Annotated in this window: 22 protein-coding genes; 9 read left to right on the top strand and 13 right to left on the bottom strand. The window is 70.5% G+C overall.

Going from position 1 to position 21,693, the window contains the following annotated elements; genetic code table 11:
- Positions 1–29: 29 nt before the first annotated feature.
- Complete coding sequence (locus Q9G87_RS47250; protein WP_305923212.1) at positions 30–2,912, bottom strand: BTAD domain-containing putative transcriptional regulator; 2,883 nt, start codon at positions 2,910–2,912, stop codon at positions 30–32.
- 207 nt (positions 2,913–3,119) lie between these two features.
- Between Q9G87_RS47250 and Q9G87_RS47245 the strand changes: the two genes are divergently transcribed.
- The gene (locus Q9G87_RS47245) at positions 3,120–3,599 is read left to right on the top strand and encodes a hypothetical protein (RefSeq protein WP_305923211.1); all 480 of its coding nucleotides are present in this window, start codon (positions 3,120–3,122) and stop codon (positions 3,597–3,599) included.
- A gap of 35 nt (positions 3,600–3,634) precedes the next feature.
- Here Q9G87_RS47245 and Q9G87_RS47240 read toward each other — a convergent pair whose 3' ends face one another.
- Positions 3,635–5,668, bottom strand: a complete 2,034-nt coding sequence (locus tag Q9G87_RS47240; protein ID WP_305923210.1) for a cellulose binding domain-containing protein — start codon at positions 5,666–5,668, stop codon at positions 3,635–3,637.
- A 138-nt stretch (positions 5,669–5,806) separates the two neighbouring features.
- Positions 5,807–6,439, bottom strand: coding sequence for a TetR/AcrR family transcriptional regulator (locus Q9G87_RS47235; RefSeq protein ID WP_305923209.1), 633 nt, complete (start codon positions 6,437–6,439; stop codon positions 5,807–5,809).
- Between the two features lie 88 nt (positions 6,440–6,527).
- Here Q9G87_RS47235 and Q9G87_RS47230 point away from each other — a divergent pair, with 88 nt between their 5' ends.
- From Q9G87_RS47230 to Q9G87_RS47220, 3 genes are read left to right on the top strand one after another with little or no spacing between them, the layout of a single operon-like run.
- Entirely contained in the window at positions 6,528–7,685 is a 1,158-nt protein-coding gene (locus Q9G87_RS47230; protein ID WP_305923208.1) for a DUF418 domain-containing protein, read from the top strand.
- A gap of 40 nt (positions 7,686–7,725) precedes the next feature.
- Complete coding sequence (locus tag Q9G87_RS47225; protein ID WP_305923207.1) at positions 7,726–8,322, top strand: class I SAM-dependent methyltransferase; 597 nt, start codon at positions 7,726–7,728, stop codon at positions 8,320–8,322.
- Positions 8,322–9,182: a fructosamine kinase family protein gene (locus Q9G87_RS47220; protein WP_305923206.1), complete on the top strand. Its 861-nt coding sequence runs from the start codon at positions 8,322–8,324 to the stop codon at positions 9,180–9,182. The genes Q9G87_RS47225 and Q9G87_RS47220 overlap by 1 nt, the downstream gene beginning before the upstream one ends.
- A gap of 26 nt (positions 9,183–9,208) precedes the next feature.
- On the opposite strand, the gene Q9G87_RS47215 is transcribed toward Q9G87_RS47220, so the two are convergent.
- Positions 9,209–9,697, bottom strand: a complete 489-nt coding sequence (locus Q9G87_RS47215; protein WP_305923205.1) for a hypothetical protein — start codon at positions 9,695–9,697, stop codon at positions 9,209–9,211.
- 69 nt (positions 9,698–9,766) lie between these two features.
- Positions 9,767–10,321 carry an exonuclease gene (locus Q9G87_RS47210; protein ID WP_305923204.1) on the bottom strand — a complete coding sequence of 185 codons (555 nt, stop codon included), beginning with the start codon at positions 10,319–10,321 and terminating at the stop codon, positions 9,767–9,769.
- Positions 10,322–10,472: 151 nt separating this feature from the next.
- On the opposite strand from Q9G87_RS47210, the gene Q9G87_RS47205 reads away from it, so the two are divergent.
- Positions 10,473–11,333, top strand: a complete 861-nt coding sequence (locus tag Q9G87_RS47205) for a hypothetical protein (protein ID WP_305923203.1) — start codon at positions 10,473–10,475, stop codon at positions 11,331–11,333.
- 7 nt (positions 11,334–11,340) lie between these two features.
- On the opposite strand, the gene lpdA is transcribed toward Q9G87_RS47205, so the two are convergent.
- Together lpdA and Q9G87_RS47195 are read right to left on the bottom strand one after the other, a co-directional pair.
- The gene (gene lpdA / locus Q9G87_RS47200; protein WP_305923202.1) at positions 11,341–12,720 is read right to left on the bottom strand and encodes a dihydrolipoyl dehydrogenase; all 1,380 of its coding nucleotides are present in this window, start codon (positions 12,718–12,720) and stop codon (positions 11,341–11,343) included.
- A 38-nt stretch (positions 12,721–12,758) separates the two neighbouring features.
- The gene (locus tag Q9G87_RS47195) at positions 12,759–13,133 is read right to left on the bottom strand and encodes a tautomerase family protein (protein WP_305923201.1); all 375 of its coding nucleotides are present in this window, start codon (positions 13,131–13,133) and stop codon (positions 12,759–12,761) included.
- Positions 13,134–13,151: 18 nt separating this feature from the next.
- On the opposite strand from Q9G87_RS47195, the gene Q9G87_RS47190 reads away from it, so the two are divergent.
- The 3 genes from Q9G87_RS47190 to Q9G87_RS47180 are packed head-to-tail and all read left to right on the top strand — an operon-like array spanning position 13,152 to position 15,433.
- Positions 13,152–13,802, top strand: coding sequence for a response regulator (locus Q9G87_RS47190; RefSeq protein WP_305923200.1), 651 nt, complete (start codon positions 13,152–13,154; stop codon positions 13,800–13,802).
- A 6-nt stretch (positions 13,803–13,808) separates the two neighbouring features.
- Complete coding sequence (locus Q9G87_RS47185; RefSeq protein WP_305923199.1) at positions 13,809–14,861, top strand: quinone-dependent dihydroorotate dehydrogenase; 1,053 nt, start codon at positions 13,809–13,811, stop codon at positions 14,859–14,861.
- Positions 14,862–14,878: 17 nt separating this feature from the next.
- Positions 14,879–15,433 (top strand): GNAT family N-acetyltransferase, encoded by a 555-nt coding sequence (locus Q9G87_RS47180; protein WP_305923198.1) that lies wholly within the window; start codon positions 14,879–14,881, stop codon positions 15,431–15,433.
- Between the two features lies 1 nt (position 15,434).
- Here the strand turns inward: Q9G87_RS47180 and Q9G87_RS47175 are convergent, their stop codons facing one another.
- From Q9G87_RS47175 to Q9G87_RS47160, 4 genes are all read right to left on the bottom strand, one after another.
- The gene (locus tag Q9G87_RS47175) at positions 15,435–17,027 is read right to left on the bottom strand and encodes a beta-N-acetylhexosaminidase (RefSeq protein ID WP_305923197.1); all 1,593 of its coding nucleotides are present in this window, start codon (positions 17,025–17,027) and stop codon (positions 15,435–15,437) included.
- Positions 17,024–17,857, bottom strand: coding sequence for an N-acetylmuramoyl-L-alanine amidase (locus tag Q9G87_RS47170; protein WP_305923196.1), 834 nt, complete (start codon positions 17,855–17,857; stop codon positions 17,024–17,026). The genes Q9G87_RS47175 and Q9G87_RS47170 overlap by 4 nt, the downstream gene beginning before the upstream one ends.
- Positions 17,858–17,896: 39 nt before the next feature.
- Complete coding sequence (locus Q9G87_RS47165; RefSeq protein ID WP_127937030.1) at positions 17,897–18,148, bottom strand: hypothetical protein; 252 nt, start codon at positions 18,146–18,148, stop codon at positions 17,897–17,899.
- A gap of 164 nt (positions 18,149–18,312) precedes the next feature.
- Complete coding sequence (locus Q9G87_RS47160; protein WP_305923195.1) at positions 18,313–19,371, bottom strand: LacI family DNA-binding transcriptional regulator; 1,059 nt, start codon at positions 19,369–19,371, stop codon at positions 18,313–18,315.
- A gap of 144 nt (positions 19,372–19,515) precedes the next feature.
- Here Q9G87_RS47160 and Q9G87_RS47155 point away from each other — a divergent pair, with 144 nt between their 5' ends.
- On the top strand, positions 19,516–20,166 hold the full coding sequence (locus Q9G87_RS47155; protein WP_305923194.1) for a TetR/AcrR family transcriptional regulator: 651 nt from the start codon (positions 19,516–19,518) through the stop codon (positions 20,164–20,166).
- Between the two features lie 114 nt (positions 20,167–20,280).
- On the opposite strand, the gene bldC is transcribed toward Q9G87_RS47155, so the two are convergent.
- Entirely contained in the window at positions 20,281–20,484 is a 204-nt protein-coding gene (bldC, locus tag Q9G87_RS47150) for a developmental transcriptional regulator BldC (protein ID WP_013133571.1), read from the bottom strand.
- Positions 20,485–20,806: 322 nt separating this feature from the next.
- The gene (locus Q9G87_RS47145) at positions 20,807–21,673 is read right to left on the bottom strand and encodes a hypothetical protein (protein ID WP_305923193.1); all 867 of its coding nucleotides are present in this window, start codon (positions 21,671–21,673) and stop codon (positions 20,807–20,809) included.
- Between the last annotated feature and the right edge of the window lie 20 nt (positions 21,674–21,693).

The raw sequence follows: 21,693 nt of genomic DNA, 5'->3' as shown, positions 1-21,693 counted from the left end.
GTCTGATGGCAGCGGCACCGTACGTTCCGTCAGGAGTAGTCGTTGCGCAGGACCGTTTGCCGGCCGTCGTCCCCCGGGGTGGTCACGATGAGGCGGCGCGCCATGGCGGTGGCGTCCTGCTTCGTGAGGCTCGCCCCCATGGCCGTCGCTTCCTCGTACGCCCCCGGCGAGAGGGCGGTGCGCACGGCGGCCACGTTCCGGGGGCCGTCCAGCGGGTCCATGAGCTCGGGGGAGTAGCCCACCCGGGAGCCGATGGCCGAGACCGTGCCGAGGAGCACGGCGCCGTCCGCCGCCCGGCCGCCCATGCCGAGGGCGCCGGCGAGCACGTGGGCACAGGCCAGCCAGGAGGTCACGTCCTGCACGCGGTCGAGGTGCACGACCAGCCGGGCCGCCTGCTGGACCGCCCGGCCGGTGTCGCCCAGATCCATGGCGACCTTCGCCCCGATCCAGCCCGACGAGCAGTACGCCCAGTCGTGGCCGCAGGCCTCGGCGATGTCGGCGGCCTGCACGAGTTGCCCGGCGGCGAGCAGCGGATCGCCGGCCACCCTGGTGATCTGTCCGCGCACCATCATCAGCTCGGCCTCGACCCATGGCAGCCCCGCTGCCCGTACATGCGTCCAGCCCGCGGCGAGCGTGCGCTGCGCCTGGTCCGGGTCGCCGCTGAGCTGGAGGAAGTAGGCCCGGTACGGCAGGGCGCGGGCCATGGCCTCGATGTCGCCGATGGCCTCGGCCTCCCGCAGTGCCAGCACGACGTCGTCGTTCCCGGCGAACGGGTCGCCCGCCAGGTAGCGGAGCAACGCCCGCCCGATCAGCGCCTGCCCTCGCCCGGGGTGGTCGGCGCCTGCGCGGTCGAGGGCCTCCGACAGCCTCGCGATGCCTTCGTGTACGTCGCCGTTGCGATACCAGAACCACGACAGCGCGCTGGCGATGCGCAGCGCGGAGTCCCCGTCGCCCGTGGCCAGGGCGTGGCTCAGTGCGGCACGCGTGTTCGCCTGCTCGTGTCGGAGCCTGCGCAGCCACAGCTCCCCGTCGAAGGTGCGCAGGCGCCGTTCGGCCGTCTCGGCCAGCTCCACCGCCCACGCGAGATGGCGGCCGGCCCACCGGGCCCGTTCGTCGCCGGACAGCGTGCGAAGGGCGTACTGCCGTATGGACTCCAGCATCCGGTAACGCCGGGGTACGGCGGCGCCGTCCACAGTGACCAGCGATTTGGCGACGAGGCCACCCAGTCTGTGCAGCACCGCCGGAGGCCCCGCCACCCGCTCGGCCGCCTCCAGGTCGAAGCCGCCCTCGAAGAGGCTCAGGCAGCCGAGCAGCTCCCTCTCGGGCTCGGTGAGCAGGCGCACGCTCGACGCGATGGCCGCCTCCAGGCTTCGATGGCGCTTCGGGGCGGTACGGGAGCCGGTGGCCAGCAACGCGAACCGATCGTGGAGCCCGTCGGCGATCTGTTCCAGGGACAGGACGCGGGTCTGGGCCGCCGCGAGCTCGATGGCCAGGGGGAGGCCGTCCAGCTCCCGGCAGATCCGGGAGATCAGCTGTCGTTCGTCGTACCGTGGTTGCCGGCCGGGACGGACCGCGAGGGACCGCTCCGTGAAAAGCTCGGCGGCCGCCCCATCGGGGTCCAGCGGCGGCAGATCCCAGGTCGCCTCGCCCGTGACGGCCAGTTGCTCCCGGCTCGTGGCGAGGAGCCGCAGGCCGGGACAGAGGGACAGCAGCGTCTCCGCCAGTGGCGCGACCGCGTCGACCAGATGCTCGCAGTTGTCGAGAACCAGCAGCATCTCCCGGTCGCCGATCGACGCGGCGAGGTGGTCGGTGCTGCCCGTGATGGCCGTGCCCATCGCCGCGCCGACCGCGGCCGGCAGCAGCCCGGCGTCTGTCACGTCGGCGAGGAGGGCCAACCAGGGGCCGTCCCCGTCCTGGTGCTCCCGGGCGATCTCCAGAGCCAGGCGGCTCTTGCCGGCGCCGCCGGGACCGGTGATCGTCACCAGCCGGTGCGCGGTGAGCAGGTCCTTCATCGCGGCCACGGCGGAATCACGCCCGATGAGACGGGTCAGCGGCGCCGGAAGCCGCGGGCGGGCAGGCTCCTTCGGCTCGGCGGGCTCGATGATCGCCGCCGCCTCCTTCGGAGCCCGCCAGTCCAGGGCGGGGTCCTGCCGGAGCACCGCAGCCTCCACGGCGCGCAGCGAAGGGCCGGGGTCCACGCCGAGCTCCTCGATCAGTTGCTCGCGTGCCGAGCGGAGTGCGGCCAGGGCGTCTCCCTGGCGGCCGCTCCGGTACAGGGCGAGCGCGAGCAGCTCCCAGGACCGCTCGGCCAGCGGGTGCTCGCGGACCAGTGACTCGAGTTCGCCCACCGCCTGGACGGTCGCGCCCATGGAGAGGCGGGCCGCCGCGTGGTCCTGGCGGGCGGCCAGCCGGGCGTTGTCCAGGCGGGCGATCTCGGCGTTCGCCACCTCGGAGTCGCCGAGGTCGGCGTACGCGGGGCCGCGCCACAGCGCGAGCGCCGTCGAGAGGCTCTCCGCCGCCGCCGGTGGATCGTCGGGCAGCAGCCTCGCGCCGCGCTCGGCCAGAGCGGCGAAGCGTTCCGAGTCCACCGCTTCCGGCCTGACGCGCAGGACGTAGCCCGGACCCTGGCGGTCGAGCAGGCCCGTGGCCGCGCGGGGGAGCCGGTCTGGTTCCAAGGTTTTTCTCAGCCTGGTGATGTACGAATACAGGGTGGCCACGGCACTGTTCGGAGCCTGTTCTCCCCATACCGCGTCGATGATGCGGTCGGTGGTCACCACCTTGCCCTGCGCGATGAGGAGTGTCGCCAGCAGGGCTTTGACCCGGGTGCCCCCGAGGTCGAGTGGTTCGCCCGCGTGCGTTACCGCCAGTGGGCCCAAGACGGAGAAGTGGAGGCCGGCAGGTTCAGCGCTCACCTATGGACCGTTCCCTCTGTAGCAAAGCTCCGCGCAAATGCGGATATGCCCGCTGTTATACCTCAAAGCATATTTTTCGCCAATCGAACACCACTGCGCACGGTAGGGGCGAGGTCAGGGCGGGAGCGTCGGCTGGTGGCTCGCCGGGACCGACTCGATTTGTGCTGGAGACTACATCGCGATCTCCGGCTGCCATCGTCTGGCCTCGTGATCCGTCACCCATTCGCGGTTGTGTGCCTGGCGGGCGCACTGGCCGGCTGCGGCGCGTCCTTCGCCGGTTCCGGCGAGACGGCGTCCTCCACCGGGACGATTCCGCCCGTCCCTGCGGGCCAGACCGTGCACCCCGCCGCGAAGCGATTTCACGCCACCGTACTGCGGCCAGGTGACTGCATCGAACCGCTGCCCGTGGACCTCATCGTGACGGTGGTGCCCTGTACGGTGCCGCATTCGGCGGAGTTCGCCACCACGTACGTGGTTCCCGAAGGCCCATGGCCGGGGGTCGCGGAGGTGCGGCGGCTGAGCCGGGACGGGTGCCGGCCCAGGATGCGGTACGTGCCGGCAAGGAGAGACGAGGTCAAGATCGGCGTGCTCGTCCCGGCGGCGGAGGATTGGCCGAGGTCCAGGACGTCGTACTGCCTGGCTGTCCCGTCGAACGATGGCAAGCTCGCCGGGCGGGTCATCTTGTGATCGCGGCCCGGCCTGCCGGCCGGGCCGCGTGTTGGCTAGGCGCCCCCGCAGACGGTTCCGTTGAGGGTGAAGACCGTGGGCAGGACGTTCGGGCCGCTGTAGTTGCCGACGAATCCGATCGTGGTGGACGCGCCTGTGGCGAGTGAGCCGTTGCCGGACTCGTTCACGACCTTGACGTCCGACCCGGTCTGCGTCCAGACGGCGCTCCAGCCGCTGCCGAGGCTCTGCCATGGCCTGGGCCAGGTGAAGTTCAGGGTCCAGCCGTTGATCGGCGCGCCGTTGTTGGTGATCTCGATGGCGCCGACGTAGCCGCTGGCCCAGTCGGTCTGGTTGGTGAGCTTCACGGTGCAGGAGCTGGTGGCAGGGGTGCCCGTGGTGAAGGTCAGCGGTGGCGAGGACCAGGAAACGCCGCCGCCGCTGTCACGGGCGATCACGTTGACCGTGTAGCGGGTGCCCGGCTTGAGGTTGTGCACGGTGAACGACGTGCCGGTCGTCTCGCCGAGTTGTTCGCTAATGGCTGCGTTCTGGCGGTGGATCTCGTACTTGGCGATCGGGCGAGCGCCGGGGGAGGCGGCGGGCCAGGAGATCGTGGCGGTTTTGTCCGTGATGTTCGACGCGGCCGGCTGGCCGGGGGCGGCCGGGAGGCCGGTCTGTGACGAGGCGGGGCGCAGGACGAGCGTGGTGAGGGAGAGCGGGGGCAGCGTCGGGCTTTCCGCGGTCGAGGTGGTGATGCTCGTGGCGCCGTTGGTGTGGGTCAGTACGGTGGCCGAACCCGACGCCGGGCGGAAGCCGGAGTAGTCGAGCGCGATCGGGTACGACGTGTCGGACGAGGTGTTGATCAGCATGACCGCCAGGTCGCCATTGGGACGGCGGGCGGCGTGGGCGGTGACCTTCGGCTGGTCGGTCGCGGCGCGGACGAACTGGTCCCCTGGGCGGGCGAACTTGCTCATCATCTGCAGCGCGTAGTACGGCGCGAAGGGTGTGTTCAGCGGCGGCTCGCAGACCGAGTTGTCGGACGTGCACGTCGCGCTCGACAGCAGGCCGAAGTCGCCGTAGTCGGTGTGGCCTTCGACCTGCGTGACGGGGCCGATGCCGTTGTGCACGTTCCACCAGTCGACCGTGAACACCCCGTTCGCCAGCAGCGTCGCGTACGCGTCGGCGGCGGCCAGGGCGCCGGGCTGGGTGGTCGTGCCGGCGCTGCTGCTCCCGGTGTTGAACTCGGTCATCGCGATGCCGATCCGCTCCGACCCGGGCCCGGCGTACTTGGCGATCTGCTCGCGGGTGAGGTGGATCATGTCGGGTACGTGGCCGACCTTGTCCAGGGCACCCGGATACCAGTGCACGATCACGAAGTCGATCTTCGGGCCCGCCATGGACAGGACGACCTTGTTCCAGGTTCCGGCGTCCCCTTCGCCGACGAGCCCGTCGGGCCAGTTGGCCGAGGTGGTCAGCACCGCGCCGATCTTGATGGTCGGGTCGACCGCCTTCATGGCGTCGGAGTAGGCCACGACGTGGCGGGCGTACTCGGCCGGGCTCTTGTCGGCATGATTGTCCGCCTCCCAGGCGGAGCCGTAATGGCCGTTGCCGTAGTTCTCGTTGCCGATCTCCCAGTACTTGATGTCGTAGCCCTTGGTGACGTTGGCATGCCGTACCCAGGCCGCGGCCTCCTCGGCGGTGCCCGTGCCGTAGTTGGCGGTCACCATCGCCTGGGCTCCGGTGCGGCGCACGCCGCTCATGAACGTGTCGAAGTCGGTGTTGGGGGCCACATATCCGCCGGGGGCGGTGTGGTCGGCCCAGTGGTAAATGTCGGAGTAGGAGCCACCCGGATACCGCAGCACCTTCGTGCCCATGTCCTTGAGCAGGTCGGCGGTCTCGTCGGTGCCCAGGTTCGTGTCCCAGATCGCATGGTTGGTGCCGATGCCCGTCTGGGGGACGGTGGCGAGTGCGGCACGGGCGTTGACGGTCACCGCGACAGGGGCGACCTCGTCGTCGGCGTACGCCGCGGGGGCGGACAAGGTGGTCAGCGACAACAGGATCACGGACGCGGCTCGTAACAGGGTCTTCGGCATCGGCGCTCCTCGCCATGGATAGCGGTCACCACTCGACGCCCCCTCCTGACCAGGAGGCAGCATGATCATGAGGTCATGGCGCCGCGACCGTCAACCGGACCTGAAACTTTCACCGCGGGGGGCGGAGTGACGCGGGTTTCAGCTCGATCCACGCTTTAGAGGCCGCTTAAAGGCAGGGCGCGGGCCGAGTCCGATGGCGGGCAGGATGGCCTGGTCGACGATGGCTTCCAGGTCGGCGTCGCTCGGCGGCGCCCCGGTGTCGATCAGGCGCTTGGTGACGAGGGCCTCGCCGATGTCGGCCACGACCGGCGTCAGCAGCTCTGCGGGGAAGTGGCCGCGTTCGGCGTAGTGGCGGAGCACTGTGCTCGTGAACGTGCCGCCCCGGTTGGCGAAAACCTGCTCGAACAGCGCCTGGCTCACCCGCGGAGAGCCCTTGGGGTCGGTGAGTATCGACGCGACCGCGCGGCCTGCCGGGCTGAGCGCCCAGTCGACCATGAGCCGGAGGGCGCGGACCAGGTCTCCGCGCAGGTCGTCGGCCCCGGGCGTCGGCTCCTCGACCGGGTGCAGGTGGTAGAGCGCGTCCAGGAGCACCTCGATCGGGTCGGACCAGCGCCGGTACAGCGTGGTGCGGGGCGTCGCCGCTCGCTTGCCGATCCCGTCCATGGTCAGCCGCGCGACCCCGACCTCGGCCACCTCTTCCAGCACCGCGGTGTGGATGGCGTTGATGAGCTCTTCGCCGCGGCGGCGGGTCCGGGCGTTGTGCTCGCTCATCCTCGACCCCGCTTGCTTAGGTACACAGCTGTAGCTTACCGTGAGCTCGTAAGCTACATCCGTGTATCTAATTCTCGAGGGATGAGTCATGTCCATCGCCCCATCCGCTCCGCCTCCGGGTGCTGTGCCGCTCGATCGGCGCTCTCTCGCCCCCGATCTCGCCCGCGGGCTGATGCTGCTGCTCATCGCGGTGGCGCACGCGCACATGTACCTGTCCGGCCACCAGACCGGCTTCCGCGGCTACGCCCTCGACGGCGGTCCCGTGGACCGGCTGGTCGCCGGGGTCCAGATCCTGCTGGTGGACGGGCGCGCGTTGCCCATGTTCGCCGCCCTGTTCGGCTATGGTCTCGCCCACCTGGCGAACCGGCAGCTCGCCGCGGGCAAGAGCTGGGCGCAGGCGCGGCGGGTGTTACGCCGCCGGAGCCTGTGGCTGCTGGCGTTCGGGTTCTGCCACGCGCTGCTGCTGTTCTTCGGCGACATCCTGGGCGCGTACGGGCTGGTCGGACTCCTGCTCATCGGGTTCGTACGGCGCGACGACCGGGCCGTGGTGCGGGCCGCCGTTGCCGGGCTGGTCCTGCATGTCGTCGTGCTCGTCGGGTTCGGGCTGCTCACCGTCTCCGCCCCCAAGGGGGACACGCCGGCGGCGATGGCCGACCCGGTCGCGGCGATGGTGATGCGGGTGATCGCGTGGGCCGGGATGACGCCCACGTACTTCGCGGTGAGCGTTGTGCCGGCCTTCCTCTTCGGCATCTGGGCGGCGCGCCGCCGGTTGCTGGACGAGCCGGGTGCGCACCGGGCGTCGCTCTCCCGGATCGCCGTCATCGGGGCGGGCGTGTCGGTCGCAGGCGGGGTGCCGTTGATGCTGATCGACACACAGGTCTGGACGCCGTCAGTGGCGCTCTCCGTGTCGGCGTACGCGCTGCACAGCGTGACCGGCATCGCCGGCGGGCTCGCGTACGCGGCCATCGTCGGGCTGGCGGCGGGGCGGCGCCGATCCCCGGTGATCACCGCCCTGGCTGCGTGCGGGCAGTGGTCGCTGACCTGCTACCTGCTGCAATCGGTGATCTTCGTCGCGGTGTTCGCCCCGTACGCCGGTGGACTCGGCGCCCGTGTCGGCGACGCCGCGGCCTCCGGGATCGCCGTGCTCACGTGGCTCGCCACCGTGGTGCTCGCCGCGCTGCTGGCACCGCGCGGGCGCCGGGGACCGGCCGAGGCCCTGCTGCGCCGGTTGACGTACATCAGGTGAGGCTGTGATCATCCTCGGGCCGGACGAATGAAAGGACAGCATGCCTTTCAACCACAACGATCACTACCATCGCACGCTCCTGCGCCGGGTGCCGAAGGGTTGCCGGACCGCGCTGGACGTCGGCTGCGGGACCGGCCGGTTCGCCCGGCGGCTCGCGAGCCTCGGGATCCAGGTCGACGCCGTGGACCCGGCGGCGGAGGTGATCGAGGCCGCCGAAGCCGAAGGCGGGGGCCCGCGTTTCCACCACGCCGACATCACCGAGATGGAGCTGCCAGAAGGCCGCTACGACTACATCTCCTGCCTGGCGAGCATCCACCACATGCCGTTCGGCACCGTTGCCGCGCTGCGTGACGCGCTCGCGCCCGGAGGCGTGCTGGCCATCCTGGGCTGCTATCCGGAGCGGTCGGCCGTGGACTACGCGTGGAGCCTGGCCGCCATTCCAGTCAACGCCGCCACTCGGCTCGCCGTCGCCGCCGCGGGGCCTCGGGGGCGGGCGGAGGGCACGCAGGCGCCGGTCATGCGCCCCGAGATGTCGTTAGAGGAGATCCGGAAGGAGGCGGCCACGTTGCTGCCCGGGGCGACCATCCGGCGGTTGCTCTTCTGGCGATACCTGCTCGTCTACCGGGAGCCGAACTGATGGATCAGCTTCTCACCCGGCTGCGCGCAGCCGGATTCGACGCCGTCGCCGCCGACCCGGCGCCCGGCGGGGTGGTGGCCATGGCAGGCATGGCCACCCTGCGGGACGGCTCCCGGGTGTTCGCGAAGACGCTGCACGGCGCCGGGGCCGACCTCTTCGAGATCGAGGCCGAAGGGCTGCGGGTGTTGCGCGGCGCCGGTGCCGCCGCCCCCGAAGTGCTGGCGGTGACACCCGACCTGCTCGTCCTGGAGCCGCTGCGTCCGCGTCTGGACGACGACGAGCGGTTCTGGGAAGAACTCGCCCGTACGGTCGCCGCCGTGCACACCGTCGCCGGTGAGCGATTCGGCTGGCACCGGGACGGCTGGCTCGGGCGGCTGCGCCAGGACAACACCTGGGACGAGGACGGGCACGCCTTCTTCGCCCAGCGCCGCATCCTGCGCTGGTTGCCGGAGCCGCTGGTGGAGGCCGCCTTCGACAGTGAGGAGCGCCGATCGCTCGAACGGCTCTGCGCGGCGCTGCCCGACCTCCTGCCGCCCCAGCGGCCGGTGCTGACGCACGGCGACCTGTGGCGCGAGAACATCCTGGCCGACCGCGCGGGCGGCCCCGCGCTGATCGACCCCGCCGTCTCCTACAGCTGGGCCGAGGCCGACCTGAGCATGCTCTGGTGCGGCCCACGCCCGCCGGCCTGCGACCGTTTCTTCGCCGCGTACGCCGAGGCGGCGCCCCTGGACGACGGCTGGCGGGAGCGCCTGCGGGTCTTCCACCTCCGCGAGCTGCTGAGCGACATCGCCCACGACGACAACGGCCAGGGCGCCGCACAGGAGGTACGCGAGATCATCGCGCCCTTCCGGCCGCGTTAGTCCTGCGGCGAGCTGACCAGGCGTGGTCAGGCGCCGAGCTCCGGCCTCTTCGACGTCAGGGAGGCCAACAGGAGCATGAGCGCGCTCTGGGCGAGCATGCCGGGCGCGAGCGGCGGGGCGAAGCCGACGGTCTTGGTGGCCGCGTACCACCACTGGCTGAGCGGCGAGAGCGTGCTCCACTCGGCGTCGGACCCACCCGCGCCGTAGTTGACCGAGATGTGCACGAAGACGCCGTACGCCGCCGTGAGCAGCACGACCGCGGCCAGGACGCGGACCGCGGTGACCGTGCGCGGGGAGTCGCCGAAGGCGAGCATGACCAGGGCGAGCGTGAGGAGCGCGAGCGCCGCCCAGGGGATCAGCTGGGTCAGGTTCCCCCAGTGGCGTTCGAAGGCGAGCTCGAAGACGGCACCCGCGATGCCGATCGCGACCAGTGCCAAGAGTCCGAGACGCAGCGAGATCGTGCCTGTTTGGGCGAGCCTGCGGCGGCTTGGCGCCCGCTCCGAGGTTGAGGTCATGCCACTGACCCTTACCCGGCTGATTCAGAAGTTCCTGTACGCATTCTGAAGAACTGGTAAGAACCTCGCTCAGCCGGTCGCACGCCGCAGGACCTGCTCGAAGATCTGGGCCAGCTCGGCCGCGTCCTCTCCGGCGTGATGCGTGTGGGGCAGCCCTGCGAGGCCCAGCTCACGCTTGATGTCCCCGCTGCGGGTCCCGGCCCACTCGCGGCCGGTCATGCCCATCCAGTAGCTCCGCAGATCGACCCCGGACCCGGTCGCGCCGAACGGGCTTCTGCCGGTGAACCGCGTGAAGTACCAGTGCACGAACATGCCGTCCCACACCGCGGGCGCGGCCAGGAACACGGGCCGCCCGATCGTCCGCAGCCCGTTCACCCACCGGGCGGCCCCGGCCATCGCTTCCTCCGGCGGGGGCGCCTCGCGCAGCAGGCGGTCGCGGTCGAGCCCGGAGACGGCCAGCGCCTCGGGCACGAACTCGTCGGAGATCGGCCGCAGCTCCGTGTAGAACGCCAGATCCGCCCGCCCGGCCACGGCCATGCCCAGGGAGAGCATGCTGTACGGGCCCGGAATGGGCCCGTCGGCCTCCACGTCGACGGCGACGTACAACTCGGGAAGTCGGGACACGGCCTCCAAGGATAGCTGCACGACATCTTCACGACATTCACACACCCGCCTGGTGGATCGGCCGGTTCTGGCGCGGTGTGCTCGAAGGGCGTCGCGGGTCGTGCCTGGGGAGCGCGGCCTGCCCCGGTGTCCCCCGACGGAGGTGCCGCCCATGGGCGACTGGATGGATGAGCCGATCGTGGATCCCACGCTTGCCCAGCGGGACCGCTCGCGCCTCCTCAACGCGTCGTCACCGCTGGTCGGGTCGCCTGACCGCGACCCGCCGCCATGGGTCCGGTGGCTCTTCCGGGCCGGCGCGGTCGTCACCGGCGCGGGCGGAGCCCTGTTCACCGCGGCGGTCTACCGGACCGACCACGAGGCGGCCGCGCTGTCGGCCGTGATGGTCCTGGTCATCACGATGCTCTTGGCCGGCGTGGCCCGCCCCGGCATGGGACACCGCTCGACGTACGCCGGCCGCTACGTCGTCCCGGCCACGCTGGACAGCGCCGCGCTCGGCCTGCTGGCCAGGGCGCGGCAGGCCGTCATGGACGTGTCCGGCTCCCGGGTGCACCGGCTGGGCCTCCTCGACGCCATCGCCAACGACGTCGTGCTGCCCGAACGGCTGTGGGAGATCGCCTGCCTCCTGCGTACTCACACCGAGCTGCGCGCCGAGCAGGCCGCGGCGCTGGCCGAGGTGATGACACCCGAGCTGGCCGCCGTGCTGGAGGCCCAGCGGGAAGCGCTCGACCTGTCGGTGGTGGCGGTCGCGGGGCGGGTGCGGGAGCTGGAGGCGTACGCGAGCCGCGTCCGGGAGGCGGACGCGGCGCTGCGCGTGCAGGAACTCCAGAAGAGCAATGAACGGTATCGGGACCTGCTGGCCAAGACCGGCGACACGGAGGGTCTGCGTCAGCTGATCGACCAGGCCGACGCCCTGACCGGGAGCCTGCGTGAAGCGATCGCCGCCGGCCAGACGCTCGACTCGGAGCTCGCCGCCGGCGACCCGCGACGCACTCCGGGGGCCGCGCGCCCCTGAGCCCCGATCACATGTTGATCATGTGGCCGGCCAGGCCGTGGATCGCCTCCTTGACCGCCTCGCCGAGCGTCGGGTGCGCGTGGACGTTGCGCGCCACCTCGTGCACCGTCAGGTCCCACTGCTGGGCCAGGGTCAGCTCCGGCAGCAGCTCGGTGACCTCGGGCCCGATCAGGTGGGCGCCGAGCAGCTCGCCATGCGTGTCATCGCTGATGATCTTGACGAACCCGGCGGCGTCGCCCAGGCCGTGCGCCTTGCCGTTCGCGGTGAACGGGAACTTCGCGACCTTCACGTCGTAGCCCAGGTCGCGGGCCTGCGTCTCGGTGTAGCCGAAGCTGGCCACCTGCGGCTGGCAGTAGGTCGCCCGCGGGATCATCACGTAGTCCAGCTCCATGGTCTCCGCGCCCGCGATGGTCTCGGCGGCGATGATGCCCATGGACTCCGCGGCGTGCGCCAGCATCAGCTTGGCGGTGACGTCGCCGATGGCGAAGATGTGCGGCACGTTCGTCCGGAGGCGCCCATCCACCGCGATCGCGCCGCGGTCGGTCAGCGCCACGCCGGTCTTCTCCAGGCCGTAGCCGTCCACCCGCGGCTGGAACCCGATGGCCTGCAGGACCTTGTCCGCCTCGAGCACCTGCTGCTGGCCGTTCTTGGTGACGGTGACCTTGACGGAGGCGCCGGTGTCCTCGATGCCGTCCACCCGGGTCGAGGTCATCACCTCGATGCCGAGCCGCTTGTAGCGCTTGGCCAGCTCCGCCGAGACCTCCTCGTCCTCCAGAGGCACGACCCGGTCCAGGAACTCCACGATCGTCACCTTGACGCCGTAGTTGTGCAGCACGTACGCGAACTCCACCCCGATGGCGCCGGCGCCCGCGATGATGATGCTGCCCGGCAGCTCCTCGGTGAGAATCTGCTCCTCGTACGTCACCACCCGCTCGGACAACTGCGTGCCCGGGATCAACCGGGTGGTCGCGCCGGCCGCGATGATGCAGTGGGAGAACGTGATCGTCTCGCCGTTGACCTGGATGGTGTTCGCGTCCAGGAACGTGCCGCGGCCGTCGTACTCCGTGATGGCGTTCTTCTTCATCAAGTAGTGAACGCCCTTGACCCGCCCGTCGGCCACCTTGCGGCTGCGCTGGAAGGCCGCGCCGTAATCGAAGGTGACCTCGCCGCTGATGCCGAAGGTCTTGGCCTCGTTGTGGAAGATGTGGGCCAGCTCGGCGTTGCGCAGCAGCGCCTTGGAGGGGATGCAGCCGACGTTCAGGCAGACGCCACCCCAGTATTTCTCCTCGACGACCGCGGCGCGCAGCCCGAGCTGGGCGGCGCGGACCGCGGCCGTGTATCCTCCCGGACCCGCGCCGAGAACGACGACGTCATAGTGAGTGCTCATGAGTCGGACCATACCGTCCGCCCGAACTCACCTCTTCGCTAGACCTCCACCTTGTACGACAGGGTGAGCTCATCAGCGGGAACACCACGAATTCCCCAGTTGACCTTGGGCATCTCGATGATGGTGATCTCCAGGTCCTCGGGGTCGTGCGGCCACTTGTCGTAGAGCTCCCGGATCAGCGCCCGCTTGGCGTCGTCGGTGCGCCCGGTGAAGCAGACCACCTCGAGGATCAGGTAGCGCTCGCTCCGCTGCGGGCACACGAAGTCGTCGGCGTCCAGCAGCAGGAACCGGTGGAACCGCTTGTCCTCGGGCAACCCCCACGCGCTCACCAGGCACGACTGCACCAGGTCCGAAATCTCCCGCTGCCGCCCGGACCACACGTCCCGGCGGCCGTACATCTTCACCTGAGCCATGTCGGCCACTATAGAGCCGTGATCCGTATCCTCCTCGCCGACGACGAAGCCATGATCCGTGCCGGGGTGCGCGCGATCCTCACGACCGACCCCTCGCTCGACGTGGTCGCCGAGGCGGGCGACGGCAGGCAGGCCGTCGACCTGGCCATCGGCCACCGCCCGGACGTGGCGCTGCTCGACATCCGCATGCCGAGGCTCGACGGGCTCGGCGCCGCGGCCGAGATCCGCAGGGTCGCCCCGGAGACGGCCGTGGTGATGCTGACCACATTCGGGGAGGACGACTACATCGCCAAGGCGCTCGACGTCGGCGCCGCGGGTTTCCTGCTGAAGTCGGGCGACCCGCGCGAGCTGATCGCCGGGATCCACGCGGTGGCCGAAGGCGCGGCCTACCTGTCGCCCAAGGTCGCGCAGCGGGTCATCGCGCAGCTCTCCGGCGGCAGAATGGCCAGGGGCGCGCGGGCGCGCGACCGCATCGAGGCGCTCACCGAGCGCGAACGCGAGGTGCTCGCCCTGCTCGGCGCCGGGTTGTCCAATGCCGAGATCGCGCGCAGGATGCACATCGTGGAGGGCACCGTGAAGGCGTACGTGAGCGCCATCCTCACCCGGCTCGACGTCCGCAACCGCGTCCAGGCCGCGATCATCGCCCACGAGGCCGGGTTGGTAGCCTGACCCGTGATGTATCGCCTTGTGTTCACGCAGGTCTTGCGGCGTTTCGACGCCGAGGCCGTGCACCATCTGACGGTGAGCGCCCTCGCGCTCCTCGCGCGGCTGCCGCTGCTCAAGCGGCTGCTGCACCGTGCGCTCGCGCCGCACGACCCGGTCCTGCGCGTGACCGCGTTCGGCGTGCACTTCCCCGGCCCGCTGGGGCTGGCCGCCGGTTTCGACAAGGACGCCGCCTGCGCGGAGGCGGTCGCGGCGCTCGGCTTCGGGCACGTCGAGGTCGGCACCATCACCGCCCACGCGCAGCCGGGCAACCCGCGCCCGCGCCTGTTCCGCCTCGTCAAAGAGCGCGCCGTGATCAACAGGATGGGCTTCAACAACGCCGGCGCCGCGGCCGCCGCCCGCCGCCTGCGCCGCACACGGGGCCTGCCCGTCGTGGTCGGGGTGAACATCGGCAAGACCAAGGTGGTCCCCGAGTCCGAGGCCGCGGCCGACTACGTGACCAGCGCCAAGCAGCTGGCCCCGCTGGCCGACTATCTGGTGGTCAACGTCAGCTCTCCCAACACGCCCGGGCTGCGCAATCTGCAGGCCGTGTCGCTGCTGCGTCCGCTGCTCACCGCGGTCAAGGAGGTCGCGGACAACACGCCCCGCCGCACTCCGCTGCTGGTGAAGATCGCCCCCGACCTCGCCGACGAGGACGTGGACGCGATCGCCGACCTGGCTTTGGAGCTCGGCCTTGACGGGATCATCGCGACCAACACCACGATCAAGCACGGCGGCGAGACCGGTGGCCTGTCAGGACGGCCGCTCAAGGGCCGCTCGCTGGAGGTGCTGCGGCGCCTGCGCGCGCGGGTCGGCGACCGCCTCACGCTGGTGTCGGCCGGTGGGGTGGAGGACGAGGACGACGTCTGGGAGCGCCTCTTGGCGGGCGCGACGCTGGTCCAGGGCTACACGGGCTGGATCTACGGCGGGCCGTTCTGGGCCGCTCGCATCCACCGCCGGCTCGCCAAGCGCGCACGCCGCCACGGGCTGAAGTCGATTACGGAGGCCATCGGCCGCACCGCCTAGCCCACTATCGTGGGACGGTGATCGAAGCCGTGTCCCTGATCGACGACGTCGTCCTGCGCCTGGCCACCAAGCAGGACGCCGAAGCCATGCTCCGTGCCTATGTCCGCAACCGCGACCACCTGCGGCCATGGGAGCCGCGCCGGCCCGAGGAGTTCTTCACGCTGCGCGGGCAGGCCCGCCGGCTCGAGGACGTGCTGGAGCAGCAGGCGGCGGGCCGGACGGTGCCGTGGGTGCTCGCCGACGGCGACGAGATCGTCGGACGTATGACGCTCAACACCATCGTCCGCGGGCCGTGGCTCAGCGCCGACCTCGGCTACTGGATGGACGCCCGCTACACCGGCCGCGGCCTGGCCAGCAGGGCCGTCGTGGAGGTGTGCAGGATGGCCGACCAGGACCTGGGCCTGCACAGGATCGCGGCCGCCACGGTGCTCCACAACGCCGCCTCGCAGCGCGTCCTGCTCAAGTGCGGCTTCGAGCCCTACGGCCTCGCGCCGCGCTATCTGGAGATCGACGGCAAGTGGCAGGACCACCGGCTGTTCCAGCGCATACTCAACGACCGCCCGGCCTTCTGAGCTACATGCTCGGCCGGGTGGACTCGGGGTCGTGCGTCATGCCCTCGATGCGGGACATCACGTCCGCCACCCGCACGCCGCTCGGCCGGTGCGGCCGCCGCCGCTGCCACGGGCGCGGCCCGGCGAGCGGGCGATACTCCACCCCGATCGCGTCCAGCCGCCCCAGGTGCTCCTCCAGCCGCCCGGCGAAGCCCTCCTGGCCGGTGCCCGACCAGGCCACCTCGGCGAGCGCGCAGGCCCGCGGCCACATGCGGTAGTCCACCGTGCGGGCGTCCGGCACCCGCTCGGTCCACAACTGCGCCTGCGCCCCCACGACCCGGGCGCGCTCCTCGTCCGTCCATTCCTCAGGCGCGGGACGGAACGCGGCCACATCCTCGACGGTGATCGCGTCCCCGATGGCCATCGGCTCGTCGGCCGTGGCCGACTCGGCGTAGTCGAAGTACAGCGGGAACACCGGCGTGGCCACCACGTCGTGCCCGGCGGCCGCGGCGCGCCGGCCCACGCCCATGCCGCGCCACGGCATGACGACGGTGTCCTGCCGCAGCCCGCCGCTGACGAACGCCTCGTCCCAGACCACGGCCCGCGCCCCCCGCTCGGCCAGCGTGTCCGCCAGCCGCCGCAGGAACCACGCCTGCAGGTCGTTGGCGGTGGCCAGGCCCAGTGAGTCCCGGTACGCCGTGATCTCCGCCGACCCGGCCCAATGGTCGAGCACCACCTCGTCCCCGCCGATGTGGACGTATGGTGTCTCGCCCAGCGCCCCCATCAGCTCGTCGAAGATCGTGGCCAGGAACTCCACGGTCGGCGGCAGCGGTGACAGGATCGCGGGGGAGATGCCCCACCGGTCCAGCACGTCGTGCCGCTCGCCGGTGGCCCCGAACGCCGGGTACGCCGCGAGGATCGCCGACGCGTGCCCCGGCACGTCGATCTCGGGAACGACCGTGACGCACCGCGCCCGGGCATAGGCCCCGATCTCCGCCAGGTCGTCGAGCGTGTAGTAGCCGCCGTGCGGGACGTCGTCGTACGCCTCCGGCTCCCCGTAGGAGTTGACCGCCGTACGCGTCCGGTGGGAGGCGACCTCGTGCAGCAGCGGGTAGGCCCTGCTCTCCACCCGCCACCCCTGGTCGTCCACCAGGTGCAGGTGGAGCCGGTTGAGCTTGTGCACCGCCATCAGGTCCACCAGGCGCAGGATCTCCCGCTTGGGGAAGAAATGCCGGGCCACGTCCAGATGCAACCCTCGCCAGGAGAACCGCGGCGCGTCCTCGATCCGCACCCCGGGCGCAGTCCACGACGCGGGCCCAGCGGACCGGTAAGAGGCGCCGGGCAGCAGCTGGTGCAGCGACTGCGCCGCGTAGAAGGCGCCGGCCCGCCCGCCGGCCACGATCTCAACGCCCCGCGAGCCGACCGTCAGCCGGTAGGCCTCCTCACCCAGCGCGGGATCCCGCCGGACGTCGATCTCACCCGAGTCGCCGGGACGCAGGTCGAGCACCGGGAGGGCCAGGCGCACGGCGTCCACCAGGTCGCCGGACACGGTGGCGCCCGCGGTCAGCTCATAAGAGGCGGACAGGTGGGTGAGCAGCTCAGGGCGAGGAATCATGCTTCGAGATAGTGCTGCAATCCGTTCGCCAGCGCCACCGCGATCTTCTGCCGGAACTTCGGGTCCTGGAACTTGGCCGCCTCGACCGCGTTGCGCATGTTGCCGGACTCGATGAAGATCTTCGGCACGGTCGACAGGTTGAGACCGCCCAGGTCGTTGCGGTAGCTCAGGGCGTCGCGGCCGATGTAGGTGGAGTAGGGCAGGCCGGTGCCCTCGGCGAAGGCGTCGCGTACGGCCAGGCCGAGCCTGTTGGACCTGCTCACGACCTTGTCCACGGGCCCGTTGATCTTCTTGGGGATGATGACGTGGAAGCCGCGGTTGCCCGCGGCCGAGCCGTCGGCGTGCACGGAGATTGCGGCGTCCGCCTCGGCCTTGTTGCCGATCGCGGCGCGCTCGGTGATGCACGGGCCGACGCCCGTGTTGCTCGTCCTGGTCAGCTTGACCGTGGCGCCGCGACTCCTGAGGATCTTGGCGAGGCGGGTGGACACGTCCCACGTGAAGGCGGCCTCGCTGTAGCCGTTGTTGGTGGCGGTGCCGGTCGTGTCGCAGGGCTTCCACTTGGTCAGCACGTTGACCTTGCGGTTGATGGCCGCAGGGGCGCGCCGGTTGCCGCCGTTGTGGCCGGGGTCGATGACGACGACCTTGCCGTCCAGCGGCTTGCTCTCCGTCGGTCCGTCCTTCGCCGTGGCCTGCCGCTGTGCCGGAGCCTGCTGCTGCACGGCGGTCGCGGGAGCGGCCTGACCTGCCGCGGCGCCACCGGAGCCGGTGCCGCCGCACGCGGAGGCGATCAGGCCGCAGACGGCGAATACTGACGCTGGTAGAGCACGCATGGCCTCCAACTTACGGGAAACCCGGTACTCAAACCGTCGTTATGAGAACCCCGGTGCGCCGACCTCCTGACGATCCAGCAGGGCGGCCAGCTCCCGCGCGTCCTCGGCGTCGAGACCGAGGACGACGCGGGGGCGACCCCACGGATGGTCGAGGGAGTGGGCGACGTAGCTGGCGACCGATTCGGCGCCGGCGTCGACGCCCCGCCCCCTGCCCGCGCGCCAGTGCCCCCAGGCGCGCTCGAGCTCGGCCGCCGCGCGCTGGGCGCAGGACACCAGTTCCGGATCACGCATGACTGTTCCCCCGGATCAGATCGTGGTCGGATGGATCCGGCCACAAATAGCATGACCCTGCCGAGTAAACCGCCGTGCGGCCACGACGCCACGCGGCTTGACCCAGCCTTGGGCGAAACCTGCTCTAGCAGGCCCCCGCAGTGGCAGCCTGCTTGGCAGAGTCGTCACTCAGTTTTGGCCTGCCCGGTGCTGCGGCGGACGATCAGCTCGGGGCGGATCTCACGCATGCGGGCGACCTTGGCGGGTTCTCCGATCCGGTCGCTCAGCAGCGCGGCTGCCGACCTGCCCATCGCACGGCGGGGCTGGTCGACCGAGGTCAGCGATATGTGCCGGGAGGCCGACAGGTGCGTGTTGTCGTACCCCACCACGGAGAGGTCATCCGGCACGGTCAGGCCCAGTTCGCTCGCGGCTGACAGCACGCCGAGCGCGACCACGTCATTGGCGGCGAAGATCGCCGTGGGCCTGGGGTCGCGGGTCAGCAGCGCCATCGCCGCCTCCCGGCCGCCGTCCTCCGAGGAGTTCGCGGCCTCGACCATGATGTACGGCGCCAGCGAGTGCCTGCGCATCGCCACGAGATATCCCTCGCAGCGCGACGAGCGCGGGCCCTCGATGTGCGCGATGCGCTTGTGGCCGAGCTCGACCAGGTGGTCGATGGCCAGGCGGGCGCCGAGCTGGTCGTCGTCGACCACGATGTCGACGCTGTCGAGCTCGATGTCACGTTCCCCGACGACGACGGTCGGCGTGTAGGCGGTGGCCTCGATCAGCGTCTCGCTGGTCGGCGGGATGCCCAGCAGGACCAGCCCGTCGACCCTGAGCTCGAGGAAGGCCTCCACGGCCTCGTCCTCGAACGCCGGATCCCACTGGCTGTTCCCGATCAGCATGCGCAGGCCGTCGCCGTGCAGGCTCTCCTGCAGGCCGTCGAGGAACTCGGCATAGAACGGGTTGTGCAGGTCGGCGACGAGCGCGCCGACGAGGTGTGTACGGCCTTCGACCAGGCTGCGTGCGACCGCGTTCGGCCGGTAGCCGAGCTCGCGGGCGGCCTGCAGCACCGCTTGGCGCCGGTGCTCACTCACGTGCGGGGATCCGCGTAGCACGAGAGAGACCAGCGATTTCGAGACGCCGGCTCGCTCGGCGACGTTGCGGATGGTCGGTCTGGGCCGAGGCAGGGCATCTACCTCTCTGAGCTCAGTGATGGTTGAAGTGTTGACGGGCGGTCCTGACATGTGTCTCCCCCGCGATGCGGATACGGGCACCTGTCTGACCAAACGATCGAGTTAGCCGCAGGGTACGGCCTCCGTCACCGATTGACTCCAAGATGCCGATATTGACCGGATATGCACACGTCAGCCATTCGATACTGTGCAGATGTGACAAGCGGGAAGTCAGCCGAGACGGCACGGCCGGCACGGCGCAGGCTCAGCGTGGACCGCCGTCGCGAGGAGCTCATGGCGGCCGCTCTGGAGCTGTTCAGCACCCGCGACGCGGAGGACGTCTCGATCGACGACGTGGCGTCGGCGGCAGGCGCCTCTCGAGCCTTGGTCTACCACTACTTCGGCGGCAAGCAGGAGCTCTACGTGGCCGCGCTGAAGAGCGCGGCGGAGCAGCTGGAGTCCCGGTTGCGTCCGCAGAACGGCGGAAGGCCGCTGGACGAGCTGGCCTCCGGGCTCAAGCGGTATTTCGACTTCGTCGAGGAGCACGCGGCCGGATTCGCGGCGCTGCTGCGCGGCGGCCCGGCCAACAGGACGGGCGAGATCGGCGAGATCGTGGACGGCGTGCGGCGGCGGCTTTTCCGCCTCATCCAGAAGCAAATGGGCGTCGAGGAGCCGAGCCCGGTGCTGCGCACGACGCTGCGGTCGTGGATCGCCTCCGTGGAGACGGCGGGTCTCGACTGGCTGGAGCATCGCGACATCGAGCGTCCGACGCTCGAGCGCATGCTCGTCGCCCAGATGGCGGCGCTGCTAGGGGTTGCCGCCACCCACGACGATGATGTGGCGGAGCTGCTGCAGCGTCTGGGGTGAGCAGGAAGGATGGCGCCGGGCGGGCGGCGCCAGCTCCCAACAGTGGTGGACCGGGCCCAGTCAGCCTGGTCCACCCCTCAACCCCCCTGAGGTTCGTGAGTCACGAGCCTCTGGTCACTCCGAGCGCTGCTGCGGAATGCCCGCGAGCAGTGCCCGAACCTCGGTCTCCCGGTAACGCCGATGACCGCCCAGGGTGCGAATCGACGTCAACTTGCCCGCCTTGGCCCACCGCGTGACGGTCTTGGGGTCGACCCTGAACATGGTGGCGACCTCAGCGGGCGTAAGCAGTGGCTCGGCCTCGGGTGTACGAGCTGACATTTGTGCGGCCTCTCCTCCGTGTGGACCGGCTTCGCGATCCTGTGACTGCCTTTGCGCGTGTCACGGATGTCCACCTACGGCCCAGAGCGTGCGGCTTTTCTGAGCCATATGCGGTATCACCCGATGTGACCATACCGCCACGCAGAGCGATTGGCGAGCCCTTCTTTGACCCAACTGCCCGCCCCCGTGGCCATGTCACGCTCGGTGATTCTAGCGACACGGTTCGTGGTATCGCAGTGAAAACGGCAAACTACTCAGTTCGCAGAAGAGAGCAGCCGTGAGACGTGACCTACTCATGCAGGTCAGACGGCCGTATTGGGGTTCAGTTGGCAGATTCCAGCTGTTGCATTGACTTCCACCGGAGGATCACCCTCTGGTACATGGCGTAGGCAAGTTCTTCTTGACCCGTGTCCAGGCCCGTCAGAGCCGCCGCGAGCTCCGCCACCGACTGGTCCGCCTGCAGCGCGTCGTCGTTCATGAGATGCACGAGACCGCCGTAGTCCAGCTCGACCAGCGAATGCGGGTGGAACTCCTCCAGCCACCGCGCGATGTCCTCCACGTCGAAGTTGGCCGACACCTCGCCCAGATGCCTGCGCAGCACATTGAGTGCCCGCGCCGCCCGCCTCCTGGCCTGCGCCATGGAGGTGACGTAGATGAGGTTGCGTCCGGTCGCCGTCGTCTTCACGTCCTGCCCAGGAGTGGAGGAGCCGAGCACCAGCCAGCGCTCGTTCCCATCAAACGGCACGAACCACGATGGCGGCACATGCCACGCCGTAGTGCGAATGTGCGTGCGCAACGCGGACGAGTCGACCTGGCGCTTGAACCGGTCGAAGTCGTCGGCGATCTGCTCGGCCACGCCCTTGGGCACGAGGCGGTCCATCAGCTTCGCGGGAGTCGCCCCGCGCAGCCTTGAGAACGCCAGCCATGAGCGCAGACGGCTTTGCCAGGGGCACACGTACAGACGGTCTTCAACACGCCGTAGATAGGCGTTGGGACTCTCCTGAGCGGGAACGGGTTGAGGGGGCATGCCGAGCAGGCGCATCACCGACTCGCCGTGCTCCGCATTGAGCGCGTTCGCGCGGCGCGGGCGGTCCCGTGAGTCGGCGTAATCGGCCCACACCTTGCGCTCGGACTCGGCGAACGCGGTCAGTGGCTCATAGACGCGGAGGTAGGCGGCATAGGGCAGCACGGAGGCATCGTGTCACGAAG

Source organism: Nonomuraea turcica (assembly GCF_030718205.1).
In the GTDB taxonomy this organism is placed as follows: domain Bacteria; phylum Actinomycetota; class Actinomycetes; order Streptosporangiales; family Streptosporangiaceae; genus Nonomuraea.
The sequence above is the reverse complement of the archived record's forward strand: the minus strand, read 5'-3'. Positions and strand labels throughout refer to the sequence as shown.